Here is an 18137-nt window from a genome sequence, read left to right as displayed (position 1 = left end):
TGTGAGCACGACCTCGCAATCAGGTATTGGTTTTCAGCTTGGTCCACAACCGCGTGCTGAGGCGTGCGATGGCCGCAGGCAAGTCCTCGACGGTGAACAGCTTGTCCATCACGGTTTTCGGCGGGTAGATCGCCAGGTCCTGCTTCACCGCCGGGTCGACGAAGGCATCCGCCGCGCTGTTGGGGTTGGCGTAGTGGATGCTGTTGCTGATGTTGGCAATCACCTTCGGCTCCAGCAGGTAGTTCATGTAGGCGTAGCCGTTCTTCTCGTGTGGCGCGCTCTTGGGCATGACCACCATGTCCAGCCACAAGGTGGAACCTTCGTCCGGGATCGAGTAGGCAATGTCGATCCCGTTCTTCGCTTCCCTGGCGCTGGCGGCGGCCTGCACGATGTCGCCGTTGAAACCGATCACCGCGCAGACGTTGCCGTTGGCCAGGTCGCTGATGTACTTGGACGCGTGAAAATACTGGACGTAAGGCCGGATCTTCAGCAGTGCCTGCTCGGCTTTCTTGTAATCGGCCGGCTCGTGGCTATGAGGCGGCAGCCCCAGGTAGTTGAGGGTGATCGGCAGGATCTGCGTCGGGTTGTCGATGATCGCCACGCCGCACTCGCTGAGTTTCTTGATGTTGTTCTCGTCGAAGAACAGCTTCCAGGAATGGGTGACGTCGGTATTGCCGAAGATTGCCTTGATCTTCTCGACGTTGTAGCCGATGCCCGCCGTGCCCCACATGTAAGGGAAGCCGTACTGGTTGCCCGGGTCATTGACCTCGAGTTTCTTCATCAGCGCCGGGTCGAGGTTTTTCCAGTTGGGCAACTGGCTCCTGTCGAGTTTCTGGATCGCGCCGGCCTTGATCAGGCGCGACAGGAAGTGGTTCGACGGGCTGACCACGTCATAACCGGTATTGCCGGTCATCAGTTTCGATTCCAGCACTTCGTTGCTGTCGTGGATGTCGTAGGTCGCCTTGATCCCGGTGGCCTTGGTGAAGTCGGGCAAGGTGTCGTCGGCGATGTAACCGTTCCAGTTGGAGATATTGACGGTTTCGTCGGCGTAGGCGACTGCGGAAAAGGTCGAGATCAGGGCCACAAGGGAAAGCGTATTGACGCGCATGTTGAATCACCTTCGATGGGTAGTGCTGTTGTTCTTGTTGTGAAGTTCGTGTTGTTCAGACTTCGCTTCTGGCCCGGACCGTTTCCACGCGCATACGCAGCATGGCACCGATGTCGAGCAGCGGCTTGGGCGGCAGCCAGCCGGGTTGTGCCCGCGAGATGACCGATTGCAGCAAGGGTGAATCACCGCCCGAGGCCATTTCCGCGAGCAAGCGCCCCCACAGCGTGCCCCGCGCCACGCCGGAACCGTTGCACCCGGCCACGGCGAACACGCCCTCCTCGACCTTGGCAAAGTACGGTTGCCCGGAGCGCGAAGCGCTGAGATGACCGGTCCAGGTGTATTCGATGTCCTGCTCGCCGAGCATCGGGAAACGCCGTTGCAACCCCAGCACGTGGTGCTGGCGACGGGTCGACAGCTCGCTCAATGACAAATCCCGGGAGCGGTATTCCGCGGTGTTGCGGATCATCACCCGGCGATCCGGCGTCAGGCGCACCGTGGCGCCCAACGGACGGGTCGACAGCACGCCCCAGGACGCTGGCGCACCCAGGGCTTGAAACTCTTGATCGCTGAGGGGCCGCGTGAGGCTGGCGCTGAGCTCCATCGCGAAGGTGCCGCTGTCGTCGATCCCTGAACGAGGAATGAAGGCGTTCAGGCAGACCAACACCTGTCTGGCTTCAACGCAGCCGTCTTGGCCCCGGGCACGGATCCGGCCGTCGCCGAGGCGCTCAAGACCTGCGATATCGCTGTTCTCATGGACCGTCACTGTCGGCGGCACGGCATCGAGCAGGCCCTTCACGTACTTGGCCGGTTGCAGCAACGCATTGCCATTGCCGCACCAGATTCCGGCACGGTAGTGGCGGGTGCCGAGTTTCTCGATCAGTTGCTCGCCTTGCAGGAACTGCGCGCTGGCGCCAACGGCCCGCAAGGTCTGCAACTTGGCCTCGACGTCGCTCAACTTGCGTGGATCGCTGACGGCAAAGAAATAGCCCGACTCCCTGAAGTCGCATTCGATGCCCAGCCGGGCGATCTGCTTGCGCACTTCATCGGCGGCGGCGCGGCCGATCGCCGTATCCACTTGATAACCGGCGAACCCGGCGCTGCCCAACAGTTCGCTGGCGACGGGATGTTCGTGGGCCACCACAAACCCGGAATTACGCGCCGATGCCCCCTGCGCAGCCCGCTGGCGGTCAACGACCACAACGCGTGCCTGGGGGTGCATGTGCGCCAGGGCGTGGGCCGCGCTGAGGCCGGTAATGCCGGCGCCGATCACCAGCCAGTCGGCGTGCTGCGTGCCTTTGAGCGGATCGCGCAACGGAGAACTCCCCGCTTGCGCAATCCAGCCACAGATATTTTCCATGCGTCACCTCAGGTTCTTGTTCTGTGAACCGTCTCGATCAGCGCTTCATGCAGAATTCGCATAAATGGTTTTCGTGAACGGCGTCAATGACTAGAATCTAAAGGCTGATAACGCAGACAACCAACGTTATTAAATCATCGAGGCATTCCGCAAACGCATGGATAAACTACGCCACGTGCCCTCGCTGCAGGGCTTGCAGGCCCTGGTCGAGGTCGCCGGGTCAGGCAGCTTCACCCAGGCCGCGCAAAAGCTCTGCCTGACCCAAAGCGCCGTGAGCCGACAGATCCAGCAACTGGAGAGCCACTTCGGTGTTGCGTTGTTCGTGCGCAGCAGCCGCAGCCTGCAACTGACCCCGGAAGGCGACCAGGTGCTGGCCAGCGCTCGCACCATCCTCGAACAATTGAGGTCGCTCGAAGACCGGCTGGCGCCCAAGCAACGCCCGTTCCGCATTCGCATGCACGTGTCACTGGCGGTGCGCTGGCTGTTGCCCAAACTGAGCGATTTCTACCGGCATCACCCGGACGTCTCCCTGGCAATCGAAACCGTGGCCACCGAAGTCGTGGAACCGGCCAGTGACAGCGACGCCTACATTCTCTATCTGCCTGAGCCGTCCACGGCGCCCGATTGCCTGACGCTGTTCGAGGAAGCCCTGGTGCCGGTGTGTGCGCCCGGGCTGGGCAACCCGACCCGGCCATTGGCTTCGCTGGAAGATCTGTCGGAGTTCGCGTTGCTGCACCGCTCCTCCGATCAACATGACTGGCAGGTATGGTTGTCAGCCAATGGCGGCAAGACGTTGCAGGACTATCGGCATATCCCCTTCAACCTCGACGAACTGGCGCTCGATGCCGCCGCCCGGGGGCTGGGGGTGGCGATGACCGACATGACCCTGGCAGGCGAGTCGATCCAGCGCGGCGAACTGGTGATTCCGTTTGGTGAGCCATTGAAGACCCGGGGGATTTACTCGCTGTGCCTGCAACCCTCGGCGGCGTCGCATCCAGCGTGCGCGCCGGTCATGCAGTGGTTCACCGCACAAACCACTGCATGACCCTGTGGGAGCGGGCTTGCCCGCGAAGGCGTCGGGTCAGTCAACTTTTCTGTTGAATGACACACCGCTTTCGCGGGCAAGCCCGCTCCCACAGGGTTGGTGGGTGTACGCAGTATTCGTGAACAACCAAAATTACTGTGGGAGCGGACTTGCTCGCGAAGGCGTCGGGTCAGTTGACCATTATTTCTCTGACACACCGCCCCCACAGGGATTGCTCAATCATCCTCATGCAACTTGATCCCGCGCTTATGCAACACATGAGGCACCACCAGCACCAGCAGCGTCAGGGCGAGAAAGAACGCCGAGATCGGTTGCGTGACGAACACCGTCCAGTCGCCCTGGCCGATGGACAAGGCGTTGCGCAGTTGTTTCTCGGCCATCGGCCCCAACAGCATGCCGACGATCACCGGGGCGACGGGGAAGTCGAAGCGCCGCATCAGCACCCCGCCCCAGCCAATCGCCAACATCAGCAGCAGGTCGAAGGATGAGTGGCGCATGCCATACACGCCGATGGTGGCGAATACCAGGATGCCGGCATTCAGGTACGGCCGGGGGATCTGCAGCAGTTTGACCCACAGCCCCACCAGCGGCAGGTTCAACACCAGCAGGATGACGTTGCCGATGTACAGCGAGGCCACCAGCGTCCAGACAAGGTCAGCGGAGGTTTCGAACAGCATCGGCCCCGGTTGCAGGTTGTAGTTCTGGAACGCGGCCAGGAGGATCGCCGCGGTCGCGGACGTCGGGATGCCCAGGGTCAGCAACGGCACCAGGGACCCGGTCGCGCTGGCGTTGTTGGCCGCTTCGGGGCCGGCGACGCCTTCGATGGCGCCCTCGCCCTTGTTGGCGGAAAACTCCTTGGGGTACTTGCTGAGCTTGCGCTCGGTGGAATAGGACAGAAAGGTCGGAATCTCCGCGCCGCCCGCCGGAATCGAACCAAACGGAAAGCCGATCAGCGTGCCGCGAAGCCACGCGGGCACCGAGCGTTTCCAGTCGGCACGGGTCATCCACAACGAGGTCAGGCGATGCCGCCCTTCGTTCGCTTCCGTTTGATAGAGCAGGCTGTACAAGGCCTCGCCCACGGCGAACAAGCCGACCGCCACCAGCACCACCTCGATTCCGTCCACCAGTTCGGGAACGCCCAGGGTGTAGCGGGCAATGCCCGAGGTCGAGTCCAGGCCGATCAAACCGATGGTCAGCCCGACGCCCAGCGAAGCGAATCCTCGCAGCATGGAAGCGCCGAGCACCGCCGACACGGTGGTGAACGACAGCACCAGGATGGCGAAGTATTCGGTCGGGCCGAAATTCAGCGCCAGCCTGGCCACAACCGGCGCAAATAGCGTCAGTAAAACCGTGGCGATGGTACCGGCGACGAAGGAGCCTATCGCCGCCGTTGCCAGCGCAGGGCCGGCGCGGCCGTTGCGCGCCATCAGGTTGCCCTCCAGGGCCGTGACCATGGAAGACGATTCACCCGGGGTGTTGAGCAGGATCGAGGTAGTGGAACCGCCGAACTGCGCACCGTAGTAGATACCGGCGAACATGATCAGCGCGCCGGTAGGGTCGACCTTGGCGGTGATCGGCAACAGCAGGGCCACCGTCAGCGCCGGACCGATCCCCGGCAACACGCCGATGGCGGTGCCGAGCAGGCAACCGATGAACCCCCACATCAGGTTGATCGGCGTCAGTGCCGCGGCAAAACCCATCGCCAGGCTTGAAAGAATGTCCACGGTGTCGATCTCCTTTCAAAGCCAGATGTTGATCAGCGACGGCAGGGAAACCCCCAGCCCGGCGTTGAACAGCCAGTAGATCGGCAGGGTCAGGGCAATGCCGATGGCCAGGTCCCGCAGCGGATGACGGCTGCCGAAGCCCCGCGCCGAACAGGCGAACAACAACCCCGCGGCCAGCACAAAACCGATGAGGTTGATCAGCAGTGCCACCCCGACAAGCCCGGCGGTCACCCAGACGGCGCCGGTTTTTCCACCGGGCACCGTGCCTGCGTCGTCGTTATCCAGCTCGCGAAAACCGCCGCTGAGCGCCTGATAGCTCAGCAACAGGCCCACACCGCCGAGAAACGCCGCCACCACATAGGGGTAAACGTAGGCCGGGAGAATGACGAAACCCATTTCCGGCGGAAACCGGTAGGCCCCCATCGCCAACACGACGCTGATGGCGATCAGGCCGATGCCGACCGCCAATTGCGTCGGCACCACTGTGCGCAGTGTGGCCATCTCAAAGCAGTCCGACCTTGACCAGCATGGCGCGCAACCGCACGTGTTCTTCGTCGACGAATTTGCCGAACTCATCGCCGGTCAACACGCTGGGGGTCCAGGCGTTGGTCTGGACATTGTCCTGCCAGACCTTGCTCTTGGTGGCGGCCACGACAGCGTCGATCACCTCTTTACGCTGCTCCGGGGTGAGGCCCGCCGCACCGTAGACGCCGCGCCAGTTGCCGATCGTCACGTCATAGCCGCTCTCCTTGAGGGTCGGTGCGTCAATACCGGGAACGCGCTCCGGTGCGCCGATGGCCAGGACACGGAACTGGCCGTTCTTGATGTACTGGCCCAGCTCGGCGAAACCGCCGGTGATCACCTTGAGCTGGCCGCCCAGCGCCTGGGCAACCACCTCGCCACCGCCACCAAATGCCACGTAGTTCACCTTGTTGACCGGCACGTCCAGCTTGCCCGCCAGCTCGGCGATGCCGATGTGATCCACCGAGCCCTTGGAACCGCCGCCCCAGGTGATGCTCGTCGGGTTGGCCTTGAAGGCCTTGATCAGGTCATCGAGGGTCTTGAATTCCGATTCCTTGCGCACGGCGATCACGTTGTACTCGGTGAACAACCGGGCAATGGGCGTCACATCCTTCAGGCTGATCTGCGATTTGTTCTGTTCGATGCCCGCGACCATGATCGCCCCGACCACCAGCAACGCATTCGGATCGCCCTTGGTGCTGTTGGCAAATTGCGCCAGCCCCAGGGTCCCGCCCGCCCCGCCCTTGTTCTCGAAGGTCACGGCCTTGGCCGTATTGGCTTCGACCATGGCCTTGCCCAGCACACGGGCAGTCTGGTCATAACCACCGCCCACCGAGCCCGGGGCCATGAATTTCACGGTATCGAGGGCGAAGGCCGGTGCGGCAAGCACGGCAGCGGTCAAACCGGCGGCCATGCAGCGACTGAAACGACGGATCAAAGCGGACATGGGCATCTCCTGATTGCATTGTTTTTATAGGTGCCGCTCGCCCATCGAGGTGCTCGATGAACAGGGGCCTGCGATCAAGCTTAGGCCATGGATCCGCGGGTTGATCTGTTTTATGGCGCTGCCCCCCCTGTGGGAGCGGGCTTGCTCGCGAAGAGGCCATCACATCCAACATTGATGCTGGCTGATACACCGCCTTCGCGAGCAAGCCCGCTCCCACAGGGTTTTCGGTGTTCTTTCCGACGTTTCATTACAACTTTGTAATCGAGTTGTTGGTCGGCTGTCCGGATCACACCGTTAGCCTGAACTCACTGTCAGGCAAATCACCGGCAGCCCCCTCAACCCTGAAAAGAGAGACTCGTGATGAAACTGTTGATCCTTGGCCTTACCGCCCTGCTCGCCACCGGTTCGGCGTTTGCCGCCACCCAGTCCACCTCGCCAATCATCCACGACCAAGACGGCTTCTATGTCCCGGTGCAAGTGGCCAAGGTCCTGTCCATGACCGACCTCAACGGCAAGTGCGGCATCGTGCCCGCGCAGTTCAACTACCTCGACCACCAGGGTCGCGAGCATCAACTGGACTATCAGGTTCAGGGTGTGAACTGCCTGGGCGAGAACTGAGCGGATGCCTGCCATCACCGCCGATCGGGCTACACTTGCGCCACTGATGCGCCCCCGTAGCCCGACCGAACCAGGCAGAGTGTCCATGAACATCCTCGTAGTCGAAGACGAACCCAAGGCCGGCAATTACCTGCTCAACGGCCTGCAGGAACTCGGATACACCGTGAACCTGGCGCGCGACGGCGTCGATGGCCTGCACCTGGCCCTGGAACACGACTTCGATGTGATCGTGCTGGACGTCATGATGCCGAAGATGGATGGCTGGGAAGTCCTGCGCCGCCTGCGCAAGGAAGCCGACACACCGGTGCTGTTCCTCACCGCCCGGGATGACATCGCCGACCGCATCAAGGGCCTCGAACTGGGCGCCGACGATTACCTGATCAAACCCTTTTCCTTCGCCGAGCTGGTGGCGCGCCTGCGCACCCTGACCCGCCGCGGCCCTACCCGGGAAGACGAACACCTGCACGTCGACGACCTGCAGATCGACGTGCTCAAGCGACGCGTCAGCCGCGCCGGCAACCGCATCACCCTGACCAACAAGGAATTTGCCCTGCTGCACCTGTTCGCCACGCATCAGGGCGAAGTGCTGTCACGCTCGATGATCGCCTCGCGGGTCTGGGACATGAATTTCGACAGCGACACCAATGTCGTCGATGTCGCGGTGCGCCGCCTGCGCCTGAAAATCGACGATCCGTTCCAGCTCAAGCTGATCCACAGCGTGCGCGGCATCGGCTATCGCTTCGACACTCAACCTTGAATGCCCCCATGAATGCCATGACGCCGCTGCGATCCGCCTCTCGTCTGAGCCACTCCCTGACCCTGCGCCTGGCGCTGGTGTTTGCCCTGCTGGCGTTTGTCTCGCTGGCGCTGCTGGGCGTGGCGCTGTACCGCGACCTGGAACGCGAGTTGATCCATCGCGACGACATTGCCCTGATCACCCGCATCGACCAGTTGCGTACCTTCCTCAACGACAGCAACACCCTGGACCTGATCAAGGCCAAGCCCGCGCTGTTCCAGAACATGATGGGCAACCGCGAGGCCTTGTTGACCATCGGCACCCCGGGGCAACCGCCGTTGCTGGTGGTCAACCCGGGCAACCTGAAAATGCCGGTGCTGACGCCGGTGGCGATGGATCATCGACTGACCCTGGACGACGTGCAGCATTTGCCCAACGTCAACGGCGTGCCGTTTTCCGCCCTGGCGGCGACCATCGACTCCGGAGACCTGGGCAGCCTGCAAGTGGTGACCGGGCGCCTGATGACCGAACGCACCGCCGTGCTCGCCGATTACCGGCTCAACGTCTACCTGTTCGCCACCGTGGCCGCGATTCTGCTGGCGTTGTCCGGTTATGTGCTGGTGCATCGCGGCCTGTTGCCGGTGCGGCGCCTGGCTCGCCACACCCAGAGCATCGATGTCGGCAACCTCAACGAGCGCCTCGACAGCCAGGGCGCACCGCTGGAGCTGCTGCCGATGATCGACGCCTTCAACGCCATGCTCGACCGCCTGGACAAAGGCTTTGTGCAATTGGGTCAGGTATCGACCGACATGGCCCACGAGCTGCGCACGCCGATCAACAACCTGCTCGGCGAAACCCAGGTGGCCTTGCAGCAGAACCGCAGCACCGAGGCCTATCAGCAGTTGCTGGCCTCCAATGTCGAAGAGCTTGAACGCCTGGCGCGCATGCTCGACAACATGCTGTTTCTGGCCCGCACCGATCCGCGCAGCGCCTTGCGCCAGCGTCAGGAACTGGATGCCGCCGACGAAATGCAACGCATGGCCGACTATTTCGAAGGCCCGGCGACCGATGTAGGCATCAGCATCAATGCCCAAGGCAGCGGCCTGATCTGGGCCGAGCCCATGTTGCTGCGCCGTGCCCTGGCCAACCTGTGCGCCAACGCCATCAAGTACGGCGCGCCGCATTCCGAGCTGTGCATTCACGCCAACCCGACCGCCGACGGCATCCAGGTGCAAGTGCGCAACTACGGCCAGACCATCCCGGCGCAGCATCTGCCACGGCTGTTCGAACGCTTCTACCGGGTCGACGAATCCCGCGAACGCTCGGCCCAGTCCAATGGCCTGGGCCTGTCGATCGTGGCGACGATCATGCAACTGCACAACGGCGCCTGCCATGTCAGCAGTGCCAACGGCATCACCTGCTTCGAACTGTTTTTCCCGGCGCGGCAACAGCATGAGTAGCGCCCGGGCGAACACCGGCCGGGCACTTTCGACAAAACATCGCCCGAGGGTGCGAGTCATGGCCTAACCTCATTGGCTAAGTGACTAACAACCCGTCGAGCTCGCCGATGTTCAATGTATGGAAGTCAATGATTTACGTCGCCTTCGCACTGCTGGCGGCGAGCCCGGGATGGCTGTCGGCGGCGCCCATGGCCGACACCCTTGCTCCCGCCCCCACCGCCCCGGTCATCAGCATCTCCGACAACGAACTGCTGGGGTTGCAAAACCAGCTGAACAGCCTCAAGCAGCAGGTTTCCCAGGCCAGCACCTATACCCAGCTGGAAAGCTCGCAGGACCTGGTGCTGGCACTGATCCAGAATATTGAAAGCCACTCCACATCGCTGCTGCCTGGACAGGCACAGTTGCAGGCGCAACTCAACGTGCTGGGCCCCGTACCGCTCGACGAGAACGCCCAGGTGACGTCTGCCATTACCACCCAACGAGACACCCTCGGCCAGCAAAAAGACAGGATCGACAACCAGCTCAAGACCCTGGCTGCGCTGAAAGTCAGTGCCGCCGAGTTGATCACCCAGATTGCCAGTATTCGCCGCAGCCTGCTGGAGGCGGAGGTGACCCAGCAGACCAACAGCATCCTGAACCCGCGGTTCTGGTCGCCATTGTTCGATCTGCCAGTCGATGACCGCCAACGTTTCAGCGCCCTCGTCCAGCAACTCAATGTCACGCACCAGGCGGCCTGGCAACCCGGTCAACGCGCAATCACGGCCTCCCTGCTGGTGCTGGCCCTGGTCATCTGGAGCCTGGGGCGAAAATTCGCCGGTCGGGGTCTGGCGTGGCTGTGCATCCATCGAATGCCCGAAGGCCGGTTAAGGCGCAGCTCCCTGGCATTGGCCTCGGTACTGGCGACGGTGCTGAGCGCCGGCATCGCCCTGCAATTGCTGCACTTTGCCGCGACCCGGCAACTGCCCTACACCCCGCTGCTGGCCGACCTGGCGCAATACCTGGAAAAGCTGGCCTATACCTGCGTGATGATCACCGGATTGAGCCGCGCGTTGCTGTCGACCAAACATCCTTCATGGCGCCTGCCCGATATCGCCGATCCGGTGGCGCTGGCGATAGAGCCCTACCCCAGGCGGCTGGCCAGCCTGCTGCTGGTGCTGGTGACACTGGTGCAGATGAGCAACGTCACCGGCATGAGCGCCGAAGTGGTGTTGTTCGGCCGGGGAATCGTGGCGTTGGTCGTGGCACTGGTGATCGGCGCGCTGCTGTTGCGCGTCAGCAAGACCCGACGGGCGCTGATCGTTGCCGGAGAGACTCCCGAAGGGGTCACCACGTCCGCCGGCCTGATTTATGTGTTTGCCGGCATTGCCGTAGTGGTTTCCCTGTTCGCCCTGGTGATCGGCTACGTGACGATGGCACGGTTCATCACCTATGAAATGGTGTGGATTTTCATCGTCTTCGCCGCGTTCTACCTGCTCACGCAGGTGTACCAGGACACCTGCGAATCGCTTTTTTCACCCAGGCAACCAACCGGCAAGGCGATCAAACAGCTGCTGGGCATCGGCAATCCACGCCTGGAGCAGATATGCACCGTGTTTTCCGGGGCGGGCCGCGCCATCCTGATGCTGGTCGGCGTCATTGCGTTGTTTGTTGGCGGCGTAGGTACGACGTTCGGGCAATTGGTCACCAGCACCGCGGCCATTCTCGGTGGCGAAGGGCTGCGCAAGCTGAACATCGTCCCGGACAACTTGATGCGCGCCTTCCTGACACTGTTGATCGGTGTCTACCTGATTCGCACACTACGCCGCTGGCTGGACGGCGAGTTCCTGCCGAAAACCGAGATGGACCCGGGCATGTGCGCCTCGCTCAGCACCCTGTTCGCCAACATCGGATACGCGTTGGTCGTGCTGCTCACGCTGTCGTCGCTGGGGATCAAGTGGACCAACCTGGCCTGGATCGTCAGCGCCTTGTCGGTGGGCATCGGCTTCGGCCTGCAGGAGATCGTGAAGAACTTCATCTCCGGCCTGATCCTGCTGACAGAGCGCCCGGTGAAGGTCGGCGACCTGATCAGCATCAGTGGCGTCGAAGGCGACATACGACGGATCAACGTACGGGCCACGGAAATACAACTCGCCGACCGTTCGATCATGATCGTGCCCAACTCCCACCTGATTTCGCAGAACCTGCGCAACGTCACCCTCGGCGGCAGCGCCCAGGGCGTAGTGATACTCGAACTGATGTTCCCGCTGGATATCGATCCGGAACTGGTGCAAAACCTGCTGATGGACAGCTACACCGAGCACGAATCCATTCTGGACAAACCGGCGCCGTTCTTGCGCTTCAGCCAGTTGAAACCGGAAGGCATCACCTTGACCATCACCGGCTACGTCGGCAGCCCGCGCACGGTCGGGGCGATCAAGAGCGAGCTGCTGTTTGAAATTCTCAAACGCCTGGGTGCCGCCGGCATTGAACTGGCGAAACCGCCACCTCCCGCGTAACACCCATCCGTAGGAGCTGCCGAAGGCTGCGATCTTTTGATCCTGATTTTTAAAGCAAGAGCAAAAGATCGCAGCCTTCGGCAGCTCCTACAGGTGCCTCAATCACCGCACGACCGAAATCACGGCCTACCGTACTGGCAAAACCGCCACCTACCACGCAACACCCATCCGTAGGAGCTGCCGAAGGCTGCGATCTTTTGATCCTGATGTTTAAAACAAGAGCAAAAGATCGCAGCCTTCGGCCGCTCCTACAGGTTGATCAGTGGGCGATGCACACCGACTTGAGCTCGGTGTAGGCCTCGATCACCGCGCGACCAAACTCGCGGCCCATGCCCGATTGCTTGACGCCACCGAACGGCATTGCCGGGTCGAGCAGTACGTGGGCGTTGACCCACACCGTGCCGGCTTCAATGCGTGGCACCAGGTTCATGGCTTTGCCCAGGTCGTTGGTCCACAGGCTGGCGGCCAGGCCGTAGCGGTTGTCGTTGGCCAGTTTGATCACGGCGTCTTCGTCGTCGAACGGCATCACGCCCAGTACCGGGCCGAACACTTCTTCGCGGGCCACGGCCATGCTGTGGTCGATGTCCGCCAGAATGGTCGGCTGCACGAAGAAGCCATCGCCTTGCAGCAACTCACCGCCAGTCACCACCCGCGCACCTTCCTGGCGGGCCAGTTCGATATGCCTGAGCACGCTTTGTTGTTGCTTGCGCGACACCAGCGGGTTGATCGCCGCGTCGCCGTTCATGCCCGCGCCAATCGGCATCGCCGAGACCGCGGCGGCCAGGGCCTCGACGAATCTGTCGTGGATCGAGCGGTGCACATAGAAGCGCGATGCCGCAGCGCAAACCTGGCCGTTGTTCAGCAAGCCACCGAGGATCGCGCCCTGCACGGCTTTTTCGATGTCGGCATCGGCGAGCACGATCATCGGGTTCTTGCCGCCCAGTTCCAGGGAGAAGCGCGTCATGTTTTCCATGCACGCCACGCCGACGCTCTTGCCCACGGCGGTGGAACCGGTGAACGACACCTTGCTCACCAGTGGATGCGAGGTCAGCACGCCACCGACCGAGGCACCGCCACCGGTGACCACGTTGAACACGCCGGCCGGGATGCCCGCTTCCAGCGCCAGTTCGGCCAGGCGCATGGCGGTCAACGGGGTTTCCATCGCTGGCTTGATGATCACCGTGCAACCGGTGGCCAGGGCCGGCATCAGCTTCCAGGCGGCGATCAGCAGCGGGAAGTTCCACGGCACGATGCCGACCACCACGCCCACCGGCTCACGCTTGGTGAACGCGGTGAATTTGGCACCCGGTGGCAACGGAATCGACACGTCGAAGGTCTGCCCTTCGATCTTGGTCGCCCAGCCGGACATGTAGCGCATGAACTCCACGGTGGCGTTCAGGTCCAGCGCACGGGCCATGTTGATCGACTTGCCCTGGCTCAGGGTTTCCAGTTGGGCCAGTTCTTCGGCGTGTTCTTCGACCAGGCGGGTGAAGTTCAGCAGGATGCGCTCACGGTCGGCCGGGCGCAGGCTCGACCACACGCCGGATTTGAACGCCTTATGCGACGACTGTACGGCGCGCTCGACGATCTCCAGCGGCGCATCCAGGGTTTCGCACAGGGTTTGCCCGGTGGCCGGGTTGACCACGGCGATGCTGTCGCCCTCGGCAAACACCCACTGGCCGTCAATGAAGCAGCCGTGACGACGTTCGAGGAATGCAGCCACCTGGGGCAGGATTTCAACGTTGCTCATAATTCACCTTTCATTCAGACGATTTGTTCAGGCGCAAATGCGGCCTGATCAGTGTTGTTCTTTGAGAAAGCACGCGACCGCCTGACGGTCGTCGGCGGACGCCAGGCCCATGTACGGCATGTAGGTACCCGGTACGTAGGCCTGGGGCTGGGTGATCAATTGCGTGATGTTCTCGGCTTGCCAGCTGACGTCTTTGTCGCGCATGGCCTGGGAGTAGCTGAAGCCCGGCAGCGAGCCGGACTTGCGCCCGTACACGCCGAACAGGTTCGGCCCCATCATCCCGGTCGTACCCTTGGTCACCGCGTGGCAGACGCTGCACTCAGTGGCAAACACTTCGGCACCACGCTGGGTATCCGTGGCGCACTCGGCGGCAGACACCGCCTGAACCAGGGTGAAGGACAGCAAGCCGATGAGGGGCAAACGCAACGAAGTGAACATAAGAAAACGCCCTTGAAAATCCACGCGCTCGCCAGCAGGCGAACACAACACCAAAAAATGCCGAGGCCAGGGTGCTTCGGCAGCTTGGTGGGGATTGTCGGCGGTCGTCGGCACGCAGGTTTTGCCCTGCGTGCCAGTTATGTTGGCCGGGCTGCCAAACCGGACAATCTGGCATGCACAACCAACTAATTGGCAAACAGGGAAAAGGGCGAACGAAAGCCGCGACTTAGTATCCGGGCAGACCGCAAACCTGCGCTCAAGAACAAGAACGGATGCCACACCATGCTCAAGTCCCCCTTGCTTCGTCTCTCGACGCTCGCGCTGATGATCAGCGCCGGCCAGGCCAATGCCTATGAGCTGTACGCCGATGATGACAGCCATCTGAACGCCACCCTCGAAGCCGCGTTCGGCATTTTCCACAGCCAGGAAAACTACGCCCTGTCCGGCCGTCTCGACGAAGGTTCCTCGTCGTGGCGCGAGGGCTACATCAAATACGGTTTGAGTTTCGACAAGGGCCTGGGCGGTGCGGGCACGGCTTACGGCGCGGGCAACCTGCTCAGCTCCGGCACCTGGGGCGACGGCGATGCCGCCGGTTTCAGCGATGGCACCGAACGTACCACCAAGTTCGAAGACGCCTACCTCGGCTGGCGTTCGGCCGATCTGTTCAGCGCGTTAGGCAAGGACGGTGTGGACCTGTCCTTCGGCCGCCAGAACATCGTGGTCGGCGATGGCTTCCTGATCGACGGCGACGCCCTGAACATGGGCAAGGGCCTGGCCGACGGCGAGTTCAACCGTGGCGGCGCCTACTACCTGGCCGCTCGCAAAGCCTTCGACGAAACCGCCGTATTGCGTCTGGGCGGCAAGGAAGGCTGGCGCAGCGACCTGATGTGGCTCAAGTCCGACAACCGCGCCCAGGCCAAGACCGAAATGTACGTCGGCACCCTGGAGCACGTGGCCGAGGCCGGCACGGTGGGCCTGACCTACATCAAGACCACCGACATCGACGAGCAGTACGCCTCGCCGATCCAGCTCGAACGCGACGGCATGAAGACCTACAGCCTGCGCGCGGCGGGCAATGCCGGGGTGAAAGACCTGTTCCTGTCCGGTGAGTACGCCAAGCAGGACAAACCCCACGCCGCCACCGAAGACGCCTGGTACCTGGAAGCAGGCTGGACCTTCTCCGACGCGACCTGGACCCCGAACGTCAGCTACCGCTACAGCCGCTTCTCGGAAGGCTACGACACCTTGTTCTACGGCATGAGCCGTGGTTATGGCACCTGGTTCCAGGGTGAAGTGGCGGGCAACTACGCCGGGCCGTTCAACAGCAACTCGCGGATTCAGAACGTCGGGCTGAAAGTCTCGCCGCTGGAAAACCTGAACCTGGGCGCACTGTACTTCAACTTCGACACCATCGACCGCAGCCTGGGCAATACCGACGGCCACGAAGTCGACCTGTATGCCGAATGGCACGTCAACGACCACCTGACCGTGATGCCGCTGGTGGGCATCTACCAGCCGGACAAGAGCGCCGAAAACGGCGGCACGCAACTGGGCAACAACGACCGGAACGTCTACGCCCAACTGCTGTTTGTCACCGGTTTCTAACCTCGGTCGTGGGCAATGGCGGCGTCATTGCCCACGTGGAAAAAGGTATTTCCAATGCACAAGAAACTCCTGACGATCCAGAGCAAGATCGCCCTCCTCGCCGGGCTCTGCCTGCTGCTGGTCGTCGGTTTGTTGATGGGCTTGTCGCTCTATCAGACCCACAAGAGCAGCCAGCAGGTTGCGCAAGCCAGCGGTGACATGCTCGCCAATGCGGCCAGGGAACACATGCAGGCCCTGGGCACAGTGCAGGCCATGCAAGTGCAACGCACCTTCATGCAGACCCACGAATACGGCCAGGGGTTATCGCGCTACCTGATGTACCTGCGACAGCTGCAACAGCAGGGCAGCCTGACCCGCCCGCAACTGCGCCGGGAGCTGAGTACCCAGCTTCACCAGGCCCTGATCGACAAGCCCGACCTGCTCGGGCTTTATGTCATTTTCGAACCCGGTGGACTCGACGGCGACGACGCCGCTTTCGCCCATCAGGCGGACATTGGCAGCAACGAAACCGGGCGCTTCTCCCTGTATTGGGTGCAGAGCAAACCCGGCGAACTGCAAGCGGTGATCGGCGACGAAAGCCTGCTCGCCAACACCGAGCCGGGGCCGAGCGGTGCGCCCTACAACGCCTTCTATACCTGTGCCCGCGACACCCGTCAGGCCTGTGTGCTCGAGCCCTATTTCGACGAGGCATCCGGCAGCCGCAAACTGGTGACCAGCGTGGCCTTCCCGTTGCTGGAAAACGGCAAGGTGATCGCCGTGGTCGGGCTCGACATCAACCTCGCCGCCCTGCAACAGAACAGCCAGGCCAGCGCCCGTGAGTTGTTCGAGGGCAACGGCCAGATCAGCATCGTCAGCCCGCGCGGGGTGATCTCCGCCGACAGCCAGGACGTCAGCCGCCTCGGCCAGCCGATGGACAACGCCGAGGTGATGGACGCCTTGCGCCAGGGCGAACCCAAAGTGTTTGTCGACACCCGGCAGATCAAGGTGCTTGAGCCGCTGTCACCGATTGCCGGCGCCGCGCCGTGGGGCGTGCTGGTCGGCGTGCCGCAAGACATCCTGCTGGCGCCGGTGACCACCTTGCAAAAGGAACTCGACGCCCAAGGCGTGCAAAGCACCGCGCTGGAATTGCTCCTCGGTGGCGGCTCGGCCCTGCTCGGCCTGCTGTTGATCGGCTACACGGCGCGGCGCATTACCCGGCCGCTGCAAGTGCTGACCCGCGTGATGGAGGATATCTCCCTCGGCGAAGGCGACCTGACCCGGCGCCTGCAGGTGCAATCGCGGGATGAAATCGGTCAACTGGCGACCGCCTTCAACCGCTTTGTCGAACGCATCCACCAGTCGATGCGCGAGGTGTCCTCGGCGGCACTCGGTGTCAATGAAGGGGCGCGGCGCGTGCTGAATGCATCGAACGCTTCGCTGAGCAATTTCGACGATCAATCCACCCGCACCAGCAGCGTGGCGGCGGCGATCAACCAGTTGGGCGCGGCCGCCCAGGAGATCGCCCACAACGCCAGCGATGCCTCGCACCAGGCGTCCGGTGCCCGGCAACAGGCCGAGGACGGACGCCAGGTGGTGCAACGCACGATCGAGGTGATGCACGAACTGTCGGGCAAGATCAGCGCCTCGTGCGCCAACATCGAAGTGCTCAACGACAAGACCGTGAACATCGGGCAGATCCTCGAAGTGATCAAGGGCATCTCCCAGCAGACCAACCTGCTGGCGCTCAACGCGGCCATTGAAGCGGCGCGGGCCGGTGAAGCGGGCCGTGGTTTTGCGGTAGTGGCGGACGAAGTGCGCAGCCTGGCCGGCCGCACCCAGGCCTCGGCGCTGGAGATCCAGCAGATGATCGAAGAGCTGCAAGTGGGCGCACGGGAATCGGTCACCACCATGACCGAGAGCCAGCGCCACAGCGAAGAAAGCGTCACCATCGCCAACCTCGCCGGCTCCCGCCTGGGCAGCGTGACCCAGCGCATCGGCGAGATCGACAATGTCAACCAGTCCGTCGCCGCCGCCACGGAAGAACAGACGGCGGTGGTCGAGGCCCTTAATGTCGACATCACCCGGATCAACAGCCTGAACCAGCAAGGTGTGGAGAATTTGCAAGCGACGTTGCACGCCTGTACCGAGCTGGAGCAACAGGCCGGGCGGTTGAATCAGTTGGTGGGGAGTTTTCGTATCTGAGATCGGAGTTGCCTGATACACCGCCTTCGCGAGCAAGCCCGCTCCCACATTTGGATTTTCCGCCACACACAATTTCCAGGTGCACCACACGATCCCCTGTGGGAGCGGGCTTGCCCGCGATGAGGCCAGCACATCCAACATCATCATCGACT

13 protein-coding genes and 2 pseudogenes are annotated in these 18137 nt (G+C 62.5%); 8 read left to right on the top strand and 7 right to left on the bottom strand.

From position 1 onward, the window contains the following. Positions 1 to 19: 19 nt before the first annotated feature. Both ACEN83_RS11680 and ACEN83_RS11675 read right to left on the bottom strand, forming a co-directional pair. Positions 20 to 1108 (bottom strand): polyamine ABC transporter substrate-binding protein, encoded by a 1089-nt coding sequence (locus ACEN83_RS11680; RefSeq protein ID WP_007974146.1) that lies wholly within the window; start codon positions 1106 to 1108, stop codon positions 20 to 22. Positions 1109 to 1163: 55 nt separating this feature from the next. Further along, positions 1164 to 2465: an NAD(P)/FAD-dependent oxidoreductase gene (locus ACEN83_RS11675; RefSeq protein ID WP_495580358.1), complete on the bottom strand. Its 1302-nt coding sequence runs from the start codon at positions 2463 to 2465 to the stop codon at positions 1164 to 1166. Positions 2466 to 2622: 157 nt separating this feature from the next. On the opposite strand from ACEN83_RS11675, the gene ACEN83_RS11670 reads away from it, so the two are divergent. Then, positions 2623 to 3510 (top strand): LysR substrate-binding domain-containing protein, encoded by an 888-nt coding sequence (locus tag ACEN83_RS11670; RefSeq protein ID WP_495580357.1) that lies wholly within the window; start codon positions 2623 to 2625, stop codon positions 3508 to 3510. 215 nt (positions 3511 to 3725) lie between these two features. Here ACEN83_RS11670 and ACEN83_RS11665 read toward each other — a convergent pair whose 3' ends face one another. The 3 genes from ACEN83_RS11665 to ACEN83_RS11655 are packed head-to-tail and all read right to left on the bottom strand — an operon-like array spanning position 3726 to position 6702. Continuing rightward, entirely contained in the window at positions 3726 to 5234 is a 1509-nt protein-coding gene (locus ACEN83_RS11665) for a tripartite tricarboxylate transporter permease (RefSeq protein WP_495580356.1), read from the bottom strand. A gap of 15 nt (positions 5235 to 5249) precedes the next feature. Further along, the gene (locus ACEN83_RS11660) at positions 5250 to 5735 is read right to left on the bottom strand and encodes a tripartite tricarboxylate transporter TctB family protein (protein WP_495580355.1); all 486 of its coding nucleotides are present in this window, start codon (positions 5733 to 5735) and stop codon (positions 5250 to 5252) included. A gap of 1 nt (position 5736) precedes the next feature. Then, positions 5737 to 6702, bottom strand: coding sequence for a tripartite tricarboxylate transporter substrate binding protein (locus ACEN83_RS11655; RefSeq protein WP_495580354.1), 966 nt, complete (start codon positions 6700 to 6702; stop codon positions 5737 to 5739). A gap of 360 nt (positions 6703 to 7062) precedes the next feature. Here ACEN83_RS11655 and ACEN83_RS11650 point away from each other — a divergent pair, with 360 nt between their 5' ends. The 4 genes from ACEN83_RS11650 to ACEN83_RS11635 all read left to right on the top strand — a co-directional run bounded on the left by ACEN83_RS11650 (position 7063) and on the right by ACEN83_RS11635 (position 12011). Continuing rightward, the gene (locus ACEN83_RS11650; RefSeq protein WP_495580353.1) at positions 7063 to 7320 is read left to right on the top strand and encodes a DUF2790 domain-containing protein; all 258 of its coding nucleotides are present in this window, start codon (positions 7063 to 7065) and stop codon (positions 7318 to 7320) included. A gap of 85 nt (positions 7321 to 7405) precedes the next feature. Next, positions 7406 to 8077: a heavy metal response regulator transcription factor gene (locus tag ACEN83_RS11645; protein WP_007979096.1), complete on the top strand. Its 672-nt coding sequence runs from the start codon at positions 7406 to 7408 to the stop codon at positions 8075 to 8077. Between the two features lie 8 nt (positions 8078 to 8085). Next, the gene (locus ACEN83_RS11640; protein ID WP_495580352.1) at positions 8086 to 9516 is read left to right on the top strand and encodes a heavy metal sensor histidine kinase; all 1431 of its coding nucleotides are present in this window, start codon (positions 8086 to 8088) and stop codon (positions 9514 to 9516) included. Between the two features lie 107 nt (positions 9517 to 9623). Beyond that, complete coding sequence (locus ACEN83_RS11635; RefSeq protein WP_495580351.1) at positions 9624 to 12011, top strand: DUF3772 domain-containing protein; 2388 nt, start codon at positions 9624 to 9626, stop codon at positions 12009 to 12011. 259 nt (positions 12012 to 12270) lie between these two features. Here the strand turns inward: ACEN83_RS11635 and ACEN83_RS11630 are convergent, their stop codons facing one another. Further along, positions 12271 to 13761, bottom strand: coding sequence for an aldehyde dehydrogenase family protein (locus tag ACEN83_RS11630; RefSeq protein ID WP_495580350.1), 1491 nt, complete (start codon positions 13759 to 13761; stop codon positions 12271 to 12273). Between the two features lie 48 nt (positions 13762 to 13809). Then, entirely contained in the window at positions 13810 to 14199 is a 390-nt protein-coding gene (locus tag ACEN83_RS11625) for a c-type cytochrome (protein ID WP_218484066.1), read from the bottom strand. Positions 14200 to 14481: 282 nt separating this feature from the next. Between ACEN83_RS11625 and ACEN83_RS11620 the strand changes: the two genes are divergently transcribed. The 3 genes and pseudogenes from ACEN83_RS11620 to ACEN83_RS11610 form a co-directional block, all read left to right on the top strand. Beyond that, positions 14482 to 15804: an alginate export family protein gene (locus ACEN83_RS11620; protein ID WP_495580349.1), complete on the top strand. Its 1323-nt coding sequence runs from the start codon at positions 14482 to 14484 to the stop codon at positions 15802 to 15804. 15 nt (positions 15805 to 15819) lie between these two features. Then, positions 15820 to 16587 (top strand): annotated as a pseudogene (locus ACEN83_RS11615) (cache domain-containing protein); the annotation flags it as partial. 372 nt (positions 16588 to 16959) lie between these two features. Beyond that, a pseudogene (locus tag ACEN83_RS11610) lies at positions 16960 to 17985 on the top strand (methyl-accepting chemotaxis protein); the annotation flags it as partial. Positions 17986 to 18137: the final 152 nt, after the last annotated feature.

The sequence above is a fragment of the Pseudomonas sp. Pseusp49 genome, from assembly GCF_059491875.1.
The sequence above is the reverse complement of the archived record's forward strand: the minus strand, read 5'-3'. Positions and strand labels throughout refer to the sequence as shown.

What these genes read in the sequence shown, in the direction of transcription:
- ACEN83_RS11680 (WP_007974146.1), bottom strand. Translation starts at nt 1,108, where the DNA reads ATGCGCGTCAATACGCTTTCCCTTGTGGCCCTGATCTCGACCTTTTCC.
- ACEN83_RS11675 (WP_495580358.1), bottom strand. Translation starts at nt 2,465, where the DNA reads ATGGAAAATATCTGTGGCTGGATTGCGCAAGCGGGGAGTTCTCCGTTG.
- ACEN83_RS11670 (WP_495580357.1), top strand. Translation starts at nt 2,623, where the DNA reads ATGGATAAACTACGCCACGTGCCCTCGCTGCAGGGCTTGCAGGCCCTG.
- ACEN83_RS11660 (WP_495580355.1), bottom strand. Translation starts at nt 5,735, where the DNA reads ATGGCCACACTGCGCACAGTGGTGCCGACGCAATTGGCGGTCGGCATC.
- ACEN83_RS11655 (WP_495580354.1), bottom strand. Translation starts at nt 6,702, where the DNA reads ATGTCCGCTTTGATCCGTCGTTTCAGTCGCTGCATGGCCGCCGGTTTG.
- ACEN83_RS11650 (WP_495580353.1), top strand. Translation starts at nt 7,063, where the DNA reads ATGAAACTGTTGATCCTTGGCCTTACCGCCCTGCTCGCCACCGGTTCG.
- ACEN83_RS11645 (WP_007979096.1), top strand. Translation starts at nt 7,406, where the DNA reads ATGAACATCCTCGTAGTCGAAGACGAACCCAAGGCCGGCAATTACCTG.
- ACEN83_RS11640 (WP_495580352.1), top strand. Translation starts at nt 8,086, where the DNA reads ATGAATGCCATGACGCCGCTGCGATCCGCCTCTCGTCTGAGCCACTCC.
- ACEN83_RS11635 (WP_495580351.1), top strand. Translation starts at nt 9,624, where the DNA reads ATGTTCAATGTATGGAAGTCAATGATTTACGTCGCCTTCGCACTGCTG.
- ACEN83_RS11630 (WP_495580350.1), bottom strand. Translation starts at nt 13,761, where the DNA reads ATGAGCAACGTTGAAATCCTGCCCCAGGTGGCTGCATTCCTCGAACGT.
- ACEN83_RS11625 (WP_218484066.1), bottom strand. Translation starts at nt 14,199, where the DNA reads ATGTTCACTTCGTTGCGTTTGCCCCTCATCGGCTTGCTGTCCTTCACC.
- ACEN83_RS11620 (WP_495580349.1), top strand. Translation starts at nt 14,482, where the DNA reads ATGCTCAAGTCCCCCTTGCTTCGTCTCTCGACGCTCGCGCTGATGATC.